Annotated in this window: 12 protein-coding genes; 3 read left to right on the plus strand and 9 right to left on the minus strand. The window is 31.1% G+C overall.

The window, feature by feature from the left end; translation table 11 throughout:
- Positions 1 to 88: 88 nt before the first annotated feature.
- Together TICRE_RS10110 and TICRE_RS10115 are read left to right on the plus strand one after the other, a co-directional pair.
- A complete protein-coding gene (locus tag TICRE_RS10110; protein WP_075727701.1) occupies positions 89 to 1,249 on the plus strand; it encodes an L-lactate MFS transporter in 1,161 nt (386 codons plus the stop codon).
- 4 nt (positions 1,250 to 1,253) lie between these two features.
- On the plus strand, positions 1,254 to 2,993 hold the full coding sequence (locus tag TICRE_RS10115; protein WP_075727703.1) for an ATP-binding cassette domain-containing protein: 1,740 nt from the start codon (positions 1,254 to 1,256) through the stop codon (positions 2,991 to 2,993).
- A gap of 133 nt (positions 2,994 to 3,126) precedes the next feature.
- On the opposite strand, the gene TICRE_RS10120 is transcribed toward TICRE_RS10115, so the two are convergent.
- The 9 genes from TICRE_RS10120 to TICRE_RS10160 form a co-directional block, all read right to left on the minus strand.
- Positions 3,127 to 6,330 carry a DEAD/DEAH box helicase gene (locus tag TICRE_RS10120; protein WP_075727705.1) on the minus strand — a complete coding sequence of 1,068 codons (3,204 nt, stop codon included), beginning with the start codon at positions 6,328 to 6,330 and terminating at the stop codon, positions 3,127 to 3,129.
- A gap of 208 nt (positions 6,331 to 6,538) precedes the next feature.
- Positions 6,539 to 7,651, minus strand: coding sequence for an ATP-NAD kinase family protein (locus TICRE_RS10125; RefSeq protein ID WP_075727707.1), 1,113 nt, complete (start codon positions 7,649 to 7,651; stop codon positions 6,539 to 6,541).
- 162 nt (positions 7,652 to 7,813) lie between these two features.
- The gene (ndk, locus tag TICRE_RS10130) at positions 7,814 to 8,209 is read right to left on the minus strand and encodes a nucleoside-diphosphate kinase (RefSeq protein WP_075727709.1); all 396 of its coding nucleotides are present in this window, start codon (positions 8,207 to 8,209) and stop codon (positions 7,814 to 7,816) included.
- 407 nt (positions 8,210 to 8,616) lie between these two features.
- Positions 8,617 to 9,093, minus strand: coding sequence for an HD domain-containing protein (locus TICRE_RS10135; RefSeq protein ID WP_075727711.1), 477 nt, complete (start codon positions 9,091 to 9,093; stop codon positions 8,617 to 8,619).
- On the minus strand, positions 9,093 to 9,566 hold the full coding sequence (gene folK, locus TICRE_RS10140) for a 2-amino-4-hydroxy-6-hydroxymethyldihydropteridine diphosphokinase (RefSeq protein WP_075727713.1): 474 nt from the start codon (positions 9,564 to 9,566) through the stop codon (positions 9,093 to 9,095). Before folK ends, TICRE_RS10135 begins: the two co-directional genes overlap by 1 nt.
- Positions 9,559 to 9,930, minus strand: a complete 372-nt coding sequence (gene folB / locus TICRE_RS10145; RefSeq protein ID WP_075727715.1) for a dihydroneopterin aldolase — start codon at positions 9,928 to 9,930, stop codon at positions 9,559 to 9,561. Before folB ends, folK begins: the two co-directional genes overlap by 8 nt.
- A 1-nt stretch (position 9,931) precedes the next feature.
- Positions 9,932 to 10,771, minus strand: coding sequence for a dihydropteroate synthase (folP, locus tag TICRE_RS10150; RefSeq protein WP_075727717.1), 840 nt, complete (start codon positions 10,769 to 10,771; stop codon positions 9,932 to 9,934).
- A 21-nt stretch (positions 10,772 to 10,792) separates the two neighbouring features.
- Positions 10,793 to 11,353, minus strand: a complete 561-nt coding sequence (gene folE, locus TICRE_RS10155; protein ID WP_075727719.1) for a GTP cyclohydrolase I FolE — start codon at positions 11,351 to 11,353, stop codon at positions 10,793 to 10,795.
- 202 nt (positions 11,354 to 11,555) lie between these two features.
- Complete coding sequence (locus tag TICRE_RS10160) at positions 11,556 to 12,971, minus strand: SLC13 family permease (protein WP_075727893.1); 1,416 nt, start codon at positions 12,969 to 12,971, stop codon at positions 11,556 to 11,558.
- Positions 12,972 to 13,278: 307 nt separating this feature from the next.
- Between TICRE_RS10160 and TICRE_RS10165 the strand changes: the two genes are divergently transcribed.
- Entirely contained in the window at positions 13,279 to 14,979 is a 1,701-nt protein-coding gene (locus tag TICRE_RS10165; protein ID WP_075727721.1) for a methyl-accepting chemotaxis protein, read from the plus strand.
- The last annotated feature ends 61 nt before the right edge of the window (positions 14,980 to 15,040 follow it).

Genomic DNA, 15,040 nt, shown 5'->3' on the forward strand with positions numbered 1-15,040 from the left:
AAACATTGACCTTGAGTTACTCCAAAGGATATACTTAATTATTGGTTAATATTTAGTTTAAAATAATTATGAAAAGGAGCATTTGATTATGTTTACTGTTAAGAATAAATACATTGTACTAATTGGAGCATTACTTGCACAAATTACTATTGCTGGACTTTATGCATGGAGTATCTTTGGTACTGCTTTACAGACTGAACGAGGGTGGAGTGGTGATGCTACTTTCTTTCCTTATGCTCTAGCACAATTTATATTTGCTTTTAGTACACTACTTTCTGGGAGAATTGTTGATAAAAGAGGTCCTAGAATCGCACTAATAATTGGAGGAGTTTTATATGGTGGTGGACTTATATTATCATCATTTGTTACTTCAGCTGCTATGTTATACTTAACTTATGGGGTTATAGCTGGAGCAGGAGTTGGCTTTGTATATGTATGTCCTTTGTCAACACTTATCAAATGGTTCCCTAATAACAAAGGTACTATAACTGGTTTATCAGTAGCAATATTTGGTGGTGGTAGTATTATTTTTAAAGAAGTTATTTCTGGCTTTTTAGAAACTACTGATGTATCTGGAGCTTTTCTTAAACTTGGCATAATTTCTATGATATTAATTTTAACAGGTGCAATATTTACAAACAATCCTGAAAGTTATGAAAAAAAATCATTAGAAAAAGGCGTAGATGATTATACTACTTCTGAAATGATGAAAACATCAAAATTCAAAATTACATGGGTTATGTACTGGTTGGCAGTAATTCCTGGTCTTTTAGTTTTAGGAGCTGCAAAAGATATTGGAATGGAAGTAGCTGGACTTGAAGCTTCAGTTGCCGCAGGACTAATTACAGTTCTTGCCGTATCTAACGCAGGTAGTAGATTAGTTTCTGGTACGCTATCTGATAAATTCGGCACTTTAAAAGTTTTAAAGATTATATTTGTTATTACAATAGCATCACTTCTAGGACTTAGTTTACTTACAGAAAACACTCTAATGTTTTACTTAAGTATTGGTGGTGTAGCGGTTGGATATGGTGGATTCTTATCCCTTTTCCCTGTTTTTACAAATCAAGAGTTTGGATCTTTTAGATATGGTTCTAACTACGGAGTTATCTACCAAGCTTATGGTCTGGCAGCACTTACAGGGATTTTAATAAAGAGGATTGCAGGAACATATTCAACTACATTTATTATATCAGCCATAGCCGCTACTATTGGACTTGGATTAGCTTCTATGCTTAAAGAAAGGTGATAATATGATAAAAGTTGATAATTTATCCTACTCGTTTCCCCAAAAGGATCTATATAATAAAATTTCATTCACATTAGAAGATGGAGTGCACTGTGCTTTTATAGGAATAAGTGGAAGTGGAAAAAGTACATTAATAGATTTGATTATGGATCCAGAAAGATATATGTTTGATGGCAAGTTAGAAATAGCCCCTGATTGTAAAATTGGTTATGTAAGCCAATTTTATAAAATGGATAAAACAAAAAAACTTACAGTATTTCAATACATTGGAGAAGAATGTATTGAGCTCCAAAATGAATTAATATCTATTTGTTCCCAAATGGAAACATCTTCAGATATCGATCACTTGCTAGAAAAGTATCAAGAAATTTCAGATGCATTTGATGCACTTGGTGGTAATGATTTTGAAAGTAGAATTAATAAGAAATTAAATTTAGCAAATTTAATCAAGCATAAAGATTTGATGGTAACTGAACTTAGTGGTGGCGAATTCAAACTTATTCAAGTTATTAAAGAAATGCTAAGTACACCAGATTTAATGATTATGGATGAACCTGATGTATTTTTAGATTTTGAAAATCTCAATGCTCTTAAAAATCTAATTAACTCATACAAAGGAACATTGCTAATTATTACACATAATAGATATCTCCTGAATCATTGTTTTAATAAGATTCTCCATCTTGAAAACATGGAGCTCCAGGAATTTGATGGAAGATATATAGATTATAACTTCTCACTACTTCAAAACAAAATTGAATTACAAGAGTTAGCTCATGCTGATACTGAAGAAATTAAAAGAAATGATCTTTTAATCGATAGATTTAGAGCAGCAGCCGCAGAAAATGCTGAAGCTTCTATAGGTCAACATGTAAATTCTAGAGTTAAAATTCAAGAACGATTAAAAATGCGTAGAATTAAAGCACCCTTTGTATATATCAATCAGCCAAATATACATTTATCTACAGATGAGGTCATAGAAGAGGCTATAGCCTTAAAGGTAAGTGACTATAGTCTTGCTTTTGATGATGTTTTACTAGAAAATATTAACTTTGAAATTAAATCTACGGATAAAGTAGTCCTTATCGGTCCAAATGGTACTGGGAAAACTACTTTACTACGAGAAATCTTTCAAAATAATAATAATTCTATTAAAGTCAATGAAGATATTAAAATGGCTTATTTATCTCAAGTTCAAGATGAAATGTTAAATGATTCCAACACTATACTTGAAGAGTTCTTTGATGCTGGGTTTAAAACTTCTGGTGATATTATATCCTGTATTTTAAGTCATGGTTTTGATGAAGAAATCGTTAATCAAAAGATAGGTTCTTTATCTGGTGGCGAAAAAAATATCCTTCAATTAGCCAAACTATCAATTAGCAAGGCAAACATGTTGCTTCTTGATGAACCTACAAGTCACTTAGACACCTACTCACAAATAGCCCTAGAGAAAGCGATAGAAAACTATAACGGTGCTATTTTAATGATTTCTCATGATTTCTATTCTATAGTAAACTGTATGGATTATGTTTTAATCATTGAAGATAAGACAATTCGAAAAATGAGTATGCGAAAGTTTAGAAAGATGATTTATGCTAGTCATTTTGATAAAGACTATTTAGAAATTGAACAAAAGAAAAAGTCACTTGAAATAAAAATAGCTTTATCATTAAAAGATAATAATTTTGAATTAGCTAAGGTTTTATGTGAAGATTTAGAATCACTTATTAAGTTGTTATAATCTTTATATTTTTATAACTATGATTTTCATAAGCACTTTAATAAAAAAGGTGGAGAAGATTTTTAAATCTTCTCCACCTTTTTTATTATTCTTCTATAGATCTCTCATAAAAATATCAAATTGTAATTTAATTTTAGACGTCAAATAATGACATTATTTCTTCTTCACTTAATTTAGATATAAGAGTTTCACCTTCTCTTATTACTTTATCTATCATCTCTTTTTTCTTTTCTTGAAGTTTAAATATTTTTTCTTCTATCGTTCCTTTTGTAATTAACTTAATTACTTGCACTTTATTTTCCTGCCCTATTCTGTGTGCTCTATCTGTTGCTTGATCTTCCACTGCTGGATTCCACCATGGATCAAAATGTATTACCATATCAGCTGAGGTAAGGTTTAATCCTGTACCACCAGCCTTTAAAGATATTAAAAATACATCTGATTGTCCTTTGTTGAACTGTTTTACAAGTTTTCCCCTATCTTCCATTGAGGTTTTACCATCTAAATACATCATATCTATATTTATTTTCTCTAATCTTTTTCTTATTTCACTTAGCATAGTTGTAAACTGGGAAAATATTAAAATTCTGTGTCCACCAGAAACTGCCTCAGATACTATTTCTTCTAAAAAATCTAATTTCCCACTCCCACCATTATACTCTTCTAAAAATACACTTGGATCGCAACTGAGTTGCCTTAGTCTAGTAAGACCTGCAAGAATCTTTATATGACTTTTATTGTATCCTTTTTCATTTATCTCTTCCCCCAAATCTCCTTTTATAGCTTGAAGATAAGCCAGATACATCTTCTTTTGTTCATCCGTCATATCTACCAATATCTTTTGCTCAATTTTATCTGGGAGTTCTTTTAGTACTTCTTTTTTAAGCCTTCTAAGTATAAATGGTTTAATATAATTATTTAATTCTCTTAGTTTTTTACTGTCATTTTCTTTTACAATTGGCTTTTCAAACTTCTCAGTAAACTTCTTACTATTTAAAAGATATCCAGGCATTAAAAAATCAAATATTGACCATAATTCTGAAAGAGAATTCTCCATCGGTGTTCCCGTTAATGCAAAGTAGTTTTTAGCCTTTATCTTTTTAACAGATTTGGCACTCAGTGAACCTTTGTTTTTTATATGTTGAGCTTCATCTAATATAAGATATCTAAAATCTATATCTTTATAATCATCTATGTCTTTTCTTATAAGTGGATAAGATGTAATTACTATATCATATCTACTACAAGTCTTGATGAGATTTATTCTATCTGATTTCATCCCTGCTATTATAATTGTACTTAAATCTGGTGCAAATTTATTTACCTCGTCCTCCCAATTATATACCAGAGATGTAGGCACTACAATCAAACTTACCCCTTGCCCTTTTTCTTCCTTCTCAGACATTAGAAAGCATATCATCTGTACTGTCTTGCCAAGTCCCATTTCATCTGCTAATATTCCTCCAAATCCATAGTTTGAAAGTGATTTGATCCATTTAAATCCATTTTTTTGATAGTCCCTTAATTCTGCATTTAATTTTTTGGGTAATCTATATTCTATATCATCTGGTTCTTTTATATCCATTACAAGCTTTTTAAAATTAGCATTTTTCTTTATAAATCCTATATCTCTATCTTCTAAAAACTTATCTAAATACATTGTTCTATATTTTGGAAGTTCTAGCTTTCCATTGTTAAATTCTTTTACATCCACATCCAAATAATCCATCATTTCAAACACATTATTTAAATCCTTGTTTTCTAAAGACAAAAAAGCTCCATTCTTAAGCTTATAATATTTCTTTTTTTCTCTTAAAGCATGAAATACATTTCCTAGTTCTAACATATCTATCCCTTCTATATTAAAGTCAAACTCTAACATATCTAAACCACTATCTATCTTAAAAACTCCTGAAAAACTATCTCCTCCTATTAGTTGTATATCTCTAAAGCTATCCGTGTAGTAAACTTCAGAGTAATGTTGGAGTTTAGGTATAACGTTGTTTATAAAATCAAATATTTTCTCTTCATCCTCTAAATAAAATCCTCCATCTTCTACCTTAAAGTCTCCTTGTTCTAGTAAACCTAAAATCTTTCTTTCCTTTTCCATATCTCTTAAAAGAATTTGTCCTTCATTAATTTCTTGTTTTTTCTTTGAAGAAAATGGGTTTATCTTTATACCACCATAGTTAAATTCTACTTTTCCATTAATAACTTCACCTTTTCTATCAAAGTAGATAAGGCTTTCAAGATTTTCACTATAAATGGAATCTTTAACCTTTTCATCTATTTCAAGCTTTGTATGTTTCTTTATATTTAAAAGAACTTCAGATACAAAAACTTCCTTTAAATCTTCTTCCACTCTAATAGTTTTTATATCCTTGTCTTTTATTTCATTTATTATTGGTCTTATAAATCTTGATTGATTTATAGGGATTTTATATACATTATCCTTATAGAAAATATATCTACAGTCATCACTAAGCGGAATGAATGTTTCTTCATCTATTAAACTTACTAATAAATCTTTACCTTCTTCTTCTATTTTAAACTTTAAATCTATCTTTTCTTCAATCACTGTAGCATTGTTAAGTCTATAACCATTTATATCAATATTAAAATTTCGATCTATCATTAAATTAAAAAACTTTTCAAGTGATTTAGCACTTAGTGCCATATTTTTCCCATTAAATGTTCTTTCATATCTACTACCATAGTTACTTCCGCTATTCATATCATAGTTTTCATACAATATAGTCAAAAAATCTATTAATTCTAAGTCTTTAGCATTAAAACAGTGAACTTGTGGATCAAAAGTAAATTTTTGACCAAATTCTATTACCTCATCATAACTTACTTGTGAAATAAACTCACTTAGTTTTTTCACTACATATAGTCTTTCTTCCCCTATTCTAAAGTTTATATTTGAACCATACTCTCTCCATTCATAATTTACCTCCAAATTTACTTCTTTCTTATCTTCTTCTGCCACTTCTTCATAGAATTGAAGAATGTTTTTTATACTTCCCTCTGTTTTTTCCTTTTGTTTTTGGAGGTTCTTTATAAAAAGTAATAAAGCTACAATATGTTTGCAATCTCCACTATATTTTGTATACGCCTTACAATTACATTTTGTCATTTGTATATATCCATCAACATCAAATTTTGCTTCTGTATGATAAACTTCACTTCCATATATATTTGCAACAAAATAATCATGATTGGGATTAGTTCTAATATTTTTCACATTACCCTGTTTATAATAGTCATTTCCTTTAAAATAAGTCGTACTTATATTTACTCTATTTATCATTTGTGTTTTAGTGATATTATGCATATCTTCACCACCTCGTAAAATCTTATTTTTATTTTACTATCCAATCCTTTTATTATACTACAAATCATTATATTTTTTTGACAACTTATGTAGATAATAAAAATATGCTCCTACTTGTCATAAACAGTTTTTATTATTTTAACTGTCTACTACAAGTGGAGCATATCATTTTAATTTGAAGGCTTTGTATGCTATTAAAAATATTAAATTATAATCCTTTTACTTTCTCAAAAGACTCTATCTGATAACTGGTTAATACTCTAATATACCCACTAAGCATACTATTTACTTCTTCATTTCCTGTATCTACTAAAAGTGGTCTCCTATCTAAAGATAGAAGTTTATTTTTAGAAGCAACAACACGTATATTGTCTTTTCCTACTCTCTTAATAACCTCAGCACTTATTTGTTGGTTACCTCTTCCAAATATATAACCTTGACCTCCAATAACAGTAACTATTATTTTAGCACTATTATCTCCAATTATATCTAAAATTTGATTTTCATTTACATCACTTGCCACTAGCTGCTTATTTTTTATAATATCTATTCCTAAAAGAGTATTAGGTAGGTTTAATTTTTCCATAATGGCTCTTATGGACGTACCAGATCCCATTATATAAAATACTTCTGGCTCCATTTCTTCAATAATCGCATTAGAAATTCCTTCTAATGCATCTTCTTCTGATCCTAATGCTCCAGACTTAGTGTTTTGTACTAAATCTTCTTCTAATGGAATTTTAACATATCCATATAGTCTTGCTGTTACTTCACCTTTTCTAAAAGCTTCTTCATCTATATCCATTACCTCTGCTTCTTTTGTTTTTTTCTCATCATCTTGAAGATAATTAAGAGCTACATCTCCCGCGGCTTTAGGATAGTTTGCATATACCCCTGAATGAATTTTAACTCCTGCAGGTATACCTATAACTGGTACACTTGTACCAACGGCATTAAAGATGTTTCGTGCAGTTCCATCTCCACCTGCAAAAAGGATTAAATCTACTCCCTCTTGAACCATTTTCCTTGCAGCTTCTTCCGTATTTTCAGGCTTGAGTTGATCTCCTATTTGACCAATAACTATTGGATTAAACCCAACTTCAATAGCCTCTTTTTCACCCATATTTCCTGGATAGGTAAATATTTGTAATTTATCTTTAAGAGGCAATAAACTCTCCAAAGCCTTCTTTGCTTTATTTGGAGATTCAGGTATCGCTCCCAAGCTACGAGCCTGTTCTAAAATCTCTGGTCCATCAGTCCCCTTAAGTCCTACTTTACCACCCATGCCTGCAATAGGATTAACTATAAACCCAAGTTTCACAAAGTATCCCCCCTATATTTAAAAATATTTTAACTACTATAATTTTATTTGTGTACTTCTTAAACTGGAGATGACATATTTATCTCCTCCAGTGAACTATATACCCATTATAATTATATATCAACGTAAGTTAAATCTATATTTATAAATTCAAAGAATATGTTAAAACCATAAACTTATTTCTCTATTTGCATTTTCTATCGAATCAGAACCGTGGATTACATTTTGAGTCTTTTCATTAGAAAAGTCACCTCTTATAGTACCTGGAGCTGCAAGCTTTGGATCCTTATTTCCTATCATAAGACGCATTACTTCAACAGCAGATTCTCCTTCTACCTCCATTATCATAACCGATTCTCCTGATATATAGTCTATTAATTCATGAAAAAATTCTTTTTCTCTATGTTCTTGATAATGTTCTTCAATTAAGCTTTTACTTGGTTTAAATAATTTAGCTCGTAGTATTTTAAAGCCCTTATTTTCTATTCTAGATATAACTTCCCCCATAATTCTTCTTTGTATTCCATCAGGTTTAATCATTATAAATGTTCTTTCCAATATAATCCCTCCTATAATTTTTATATTATATCTTTTAATAATATTATCTGTTTATCATTTATTCCCCATTTTTCACTTTCTTCACTTGTGATTATTTACCTTATTCGTATTATCTTATAGAAATTATATACTTTTTTCAGAATATTGTCAAAGCTTTATACCCTTGTATAAACAAACAAACATAACACTATATCTCACATACAAGTTCAGTATTATAAGAGTTTAGTTTCTAAATTCTTATTCTGCAATAAAAAAGGCTTAAACTAGATAAAAAAAGTTTCTTATCTAGTTTAAGCCTTTTAGTTTCCGAATTAAATTTACCATCAGTTGATATCTGTATATTATTTAATGTTAAAAATCATAGCTACAATAAATCTTTCTTTTCTTTCTAAAATCTAATAAATCAATCAATATTTTAAATAATAAATTTCTCCATTTAAAAATCTCTTGCATTTATTCTTAGCATTACAATTAAAGCATGGCCTAGATGCTTTATCTGCTTCGTATAATAGGCTGCTCAAATCTGTTATATGTTCTTTATCTCTATGAGAAATTATAGCTAAAGTAATCTCTTTAATTTCAATATCAGTAAATTGACATCTCTTAAGAATAGCCTCTGCTAATTGCGCACTTGCTATAGCATGGTCTTTTCCTGTAGTATATTCTACCCATCTACCAATATCATGAAGTAAACCTGCTGCATATATTAGTTCTTTATCTATATTAAGTTCTCTTTCACAATTAATTATCATAGCTATTCTACAAACATCAAGAAAGTGAGTAATATCATGGTGACAAAAAACCCTCTCCACTTCCAATTCTTCATTTTTCTTTAAAAACATCAGGAATTCTGCATCTTCTAAAAGACAATTAATTCTATCCATCAATCTACCACCTTCCTGATTTCCTCACCTTTAAAGTTTTTCATTATATCTCCGATAGGTATATTATTAATTACAAGTTTAGGGGCTAATTCAAACATTGGCACCATTACAAATGCCCTTTCATGCATACGAGGATGAGGTATAATGAGGTTTTCTGATTCCATCTTAATATCACCATATATCAATATATCTACATCTATGATTCTTGGACCGTTAACAATAGTTTTGACTCTTTTCATGTCTCTTTCAATACTTTGAGTAAAATCTAATAGTTCTCTAGGATTTAAACTTGTTTCACCTTCAATTACCATATTTAAAAACCAAGGTTGATCTTTAAATCCTACAGGCTCTGTTTCATAATAGGAAGATTTATTCAGTATATTTACTTTTTTACTCAACAACAATAGGGCTGATTCAATATTTCTTTTACTATCGCCAATATTACTTCCCAGCCCAAGATATACTTTATTCATAATCCTTTCTACTCCTTTTGATCTGTACTGCAAAATAATCAAAATTACCTGCTACAGGTGCACTAGGCTTTTTAATCATTAGTCTAACAGTTTCCACCTTTTCAAAAGCTAATAAGATTTGACCACAAATCTTATTAGCTAGTGCTTCTAATAAATCAAACTTTTCTTTGGTCATAATACTTGCTATAGTTTCATAGACACTTGCATAACTAACAGTATGATTTAAATCATCAGTTTGACCTGCTTGTTTTAGATCTAAATACAACTGGACATCTATATAAAATTTTTGACCTAGAACTTTTTCTTCTTGTAATACACCATGATAACCATAGAAAACCATATTCTCCATAATAATTTTGTCCATACTATTTACCCCTAATTATTGCATCAGTAACTTTTGCAGCTCTTAAGTTTTCCCCTACATCATGGACTCTAACTATATCTACCCCTTGAGCTATGCCCAATACAGTAGTTGCTAATGTTCCTTCCATTCTCTCTTTTGGTGGCAAGTCTAGAACTTTACCTATCATGGATTTTCTTGATGTGCCAAGTAAAATTGGGTATCCTAATGATTTCAATTCATCTAGTTGGCTCATTAATTCAATATTTTGTTCAGGGGTCTTCCCAAATCCAATGCCGGGGTCTAATATTATCATATCATCTTTAATTCCAGCCTCTTTGGCAATATCTATAGACTTCTTAAAAAATTCTTTTATATCTTCAACCATGTTCTTATAATCAGTTCCATCTTGATTGTGCATAATTACTACTGGTACCTTATACTTTGCAACTACCTTTGCCATATTTAAATCTCTTTGTAATCCCCATATATCATTGATTATATGTGCTCCATTCTTTAAGCCTTCCTCAGCAACTTCTGCCCTTATAGTATCTAAAGATATTATCGCATCTGTCTCAGCTGATAATCTTTTAATAACTGAAATCACTCGATTTTTCTCTTCTTCTGTAGTGATGTTTTGGTGACCTGGTCTGGAAGATTCCCCGCCAATATCTATGATATCAGCTCCTAAAGCAATCATCTCTTTGGCATGATTAATTGCATTATCTATATCAACAAAATCACCACCATCTGAAAATGAATCTGGAGTTACATTTAATATCCCCATAATATGAGTTCTCTCACCAAAGCTTAAACTTTTATCTAGAAATTTAATAGTTTTTATTTCATATTTTATCTTTTTCATATTTCCTCCTGATGTCTATGATTATTTGTTTATCATTGATAATACTTCTGCTCTAGATTTAGAATCAGATGTAAACACTCCTCTTATAGCAGAAGTTATAGTCTTAGAACCTGGCTTTTTAACGCCTCTCATTGTCATACACATATGTTCAGCTTCTATAACCACAATAACTCCATAAGGATCAAGCTTTTCTGTTATTACATTGGCTATAGTAGCTGTAAGTCTCTCTTGAAGTTGAGGCTTTTTGGAAACAGAATCTACTACTCTAGCTAATTTGCTAAGTCCTGTTAATCTACCTTCCTTAGGTAAATATCCTATATGGGCTTTACCAAAAAAAGGTACCAAATGATGCTCACAAACGGAATGAAATGGAATATCCTTAATTAAAACTAATTCCTCATATTGTTCTTCTTGGAAATATACTTCTAAATGTTTTTTTGGATCCTCATTTAGTCCTGAAAAAATTTCTTCATACATTCTTGCCACCCTGTTTGGTGTATCTAATAATCCTTCCCTATCTGGATCTTCACCTATTGCATAAAGTATTTCTCTAACAGCCTTTTCAATTCTTGCCTTATCCATTAGTAGTAGTCCTCCTTAAAAAATATTCCCTAAACTTATTATCTAGGGGAACAAAACAGTCATCAATACTCCTCTTTGTATAAAGATAAGTCTATATAATTTGGACATTTCTGTCAATATAGTTATTGACATTATAACATAATATTTTGATAAAAAAACTTACTTCAGTTGGAGAGTTGACTCCATTTGAAGTAAGTTTTCTTTATCCAAACATACCAATTGAAATCCAATATGGGATCGCAACAAGCATAGTGATCATACTTGCCACAAAGTAGACTGTTCCATATTGGGCTAAATGCTTAGGTGTCCAACCTTCTCCTGCCATATTTGCTTCTGCAACTAGAGCAAACATATTCTGATAGCTAAGAAAAAAAGAATTCACAGCAATACATAAAAGAGGTACCCAAACTAAAGGATGAATCCCATAAGCTTCTGAAACCTGAGGAAGAATAGCTACTATAATTGCCTTAGTAGGAACAAATACAGCAATATCAACAAATCTCCAAATGAACATTAGTATCAATACAACATAAACAAATACCCACGGGCTACCAGCTATTGGTTTAAGTGCATCTACTAGAATTGAAGACATCCATTTTGATACTCCGGAATATTCAAAAATTGCACCAAAACCCATACCAGTACCAACAAAAATAACTAAATCCCAGTTTATTCCTGTGCTTACTTCATTACCTTTGATAATTCCAGCTAGTGATAATAAAAACCAGGCAGTAAGGCATGTTGCAGCATCAGGAATGCCATGCCAGGAATTAGTAACAAACATGGTAAAAGTACCAACTAGTATAGCTACAGTAATTTTCTCCTCGTTGCTCATTGCTCCCAATTTTTTATATTCTTCAATAAAAACATCTCTAGATAAATTAAGAGGCTCGGAAGGTCTTAGTACTATGTAACCACCTACAACTGTAAGAAAACTGATTATAGTCATTGGTAGTAGGGATACTTTTGCCCAATCACTAAATTCAATTGCCCCAAGTCCTGGGGTAGATGCAAAAAACCCTGAAAGTATAGGCCCAACCAATGATCCTGTTAACCACCCTGTTCCAGGAATAAGAGCCATAGCCCAGGCTGTGAGCAGTACCAATGATCTGCCTTTGGATCCTTTAGGTAGTTTGCAAATATTAACACAGTTTAAGGCGATAGGTATAACAATTACAACTCTAACCGTAATGGAAGGTGTTAATATTGAAAGAACTACACCTATTATAGCCCACATGGTTAAAAGGCCTGCATAGGATAGTCTGGTATTCTTAATACCAAAGTAGGCAATACGTTTACCTAAACCTGTTTTAGCCAGTACAAAACCAAAAAATAAAGCTGATATCAAGGTCCATACAGCGTTTCCTGAAAAACCGGCAAAAACAATATTAGCAGGTACTTTCAAAGCTAATAAAGAAGCCATAAATAAACCACTACTAATTGAAAATGGAATCTCTCTAGGTTTAAAAATCCAAAGCCCAATTGTTATTATAAGCATCATTAGAATAAAGTTACCCTGTGAGCTTAATTCAGGCTGAAATGGTCTTAATAGACCAATAAAAACCCCCAAAATAAAAAAAAGTATAAATCCTATAAGGTTAATTTTCTTCTTACTCATTTTTTTCTCTTTTCCTCCCTTGTCTTGTAGTTTAATGTAGTTCCAATATAGCAAATAAAGCCACATTTGTCTATGTCTATTCTACTATTATCCTTAGCGTAAATTCATATCCTGGTATTTACGTACTTTTTCTAAATATTTATTATACTAATTGTTGTATTGAGATAACTCTTTTCATTTATCTGGTCTTTAAAACCTTATGTTAAAACTTGACATAAGGTTGTCATTCAACTAATATGTATATGATAAGAAGCTTGAAATAAACGGGAAAGACCTGTATTAAGAAATTTTAAAAGGAGGAGTATTTATGAAGTTAACAGTAAGAAAAAAATTATTGCTTGGATTTAGTAGTTTAATCATTCTAATTGCTATTCTTAGTGGATTTAGTATCTATAACCTTGCAAAGATTAATGATGATGTAAATACATTATACAATATGCATCTTAAAGGTATTGAGTACATAAAGGATACACAAGTTAATCTAATCTCTTTAGGACGTGCTAGAAACAATATGATTTTATCGACAACTGATGCAGAAGAAGTAAGGCACGCTGATAATATGAAGTTGTTATTTGAACAGTTCGAACAAAGTTTAGAAGACTTCAATAAGACAATAGTTGTAGATGAAGCTAGAGAAAAATTTGATGAAATATCAATACTATGGGAAGAGCTAAAGCCCAATGAAGAAAAGATTATCGATATAGTTTCAAGAGGAGATGATACACAAGCCTATACTCAAGCCATAAACAATCGTATTATTTCTGATAAAATAGAAGTAGAAATTGAGGCACTTGTTAATTTAAAAGACAAGCAAGCACTACAAGCTTATAATAATGTTGATAAAGTATTTGCTAGAACTACAAAATCATCTATATTACTTCTTTTCCTTAGTATATTAGGAGGAATTGGAATTGCATTTTCTCTCTCTAGAGTAATTGCCATACCTATAGCCCAAATGTCAAATACTGCCAAAAGGATAGCAGATGGAGATTTATCAGTTAAGCCCTTGTTAATAAAAAATAATGATGAAATAGGAGAGTTGGCCACATCATTTAATACTATGACCGAAGGCTTGAGATCTGTAATAAGTAATGTATTGGATGCGTCTCAACAGGTTGCAGCTTCTAGTCAAGAGCTCTCTGCTTCTTCTGAAGAAACTACTGCTGCAACTGAAGAAGTCGCAAGTACCATTAATCAACTAGCCATAGGAGCAAGTAAACAAGCCATGGATTCTACCGAAGCTAGCAGGATTGTTGGTGAAATGGCATTAAGCATTCAAAATGTCGCTGAGAATGCAAACTCAGTGTCTATATCAAGTCAAAACGTGTCCGAAAAGTCAACTAGTGGGCTAAATGAATCAAAAAAGGCGATGGAAAAAATTGAACGAATAAAACGTGTAACAGAAGAGTCTGCAGATGTTGTTAGAGTATTAGGAAATGAATCTATTAAAATTGGTGAAATAGTAGAAGTTATACAAGGTATTGCTGATCAAACTAATCTATTGGCATTAAATGCAGCAATTGAAGCAGCCCGTGCTGGAGAAGATGGAAGGGGTTTTGCAGTAGTAGCAGAAGAAATCAGAAAACTGGCAGAACAATCTTCAGTCTCTGCCTTAGAGATATCTGAGCTTATCTCTAGAATACAAAGTGAAACAAAAAGTATTGTTGATGTAATGGATGTGAGTACTCAAGAAGTTTTAGAAGGAGTAAAAGCCGTTAATGAAACAGGAAAATATTTTGGTATGATTTTTAATGATATCAACGATATTACTAGTGAAGTACAGCAGGTAAGTGCTGAAGTGCAGGAGATTGTTTCAGGAAGTCAATCTGTAAATGAGGCTATGGAAAGTATTGCATCAATTGCTGAAGAAACAGCAGCATCTAGTGAAGAAGTAAGTGCAGCATCTGAAGAACAAGCTGCTGCCATGGTACAAGTATCTAATTCATCACAAGATTTAGCTAAGTTAGCTGAAGAATTGCAATTAAATGTTTCAACTTTTAGACTATAAAAACAATTAATTTGGTATTAGATAAAAAATAGGATTGCATAATTATGATATGCAGTCCTTT

The organism is Tissierella creatinophila DSM 6911 (assembly GCF_001940565.1).
In the GTDB taxonomy this organism is placed as follows: domain Bacteria; phylum Bacillota; class Clostridia; order Tissierellales; family Tissierellaceae; genus Tissierella_A; species Tissierella_A creatinophila.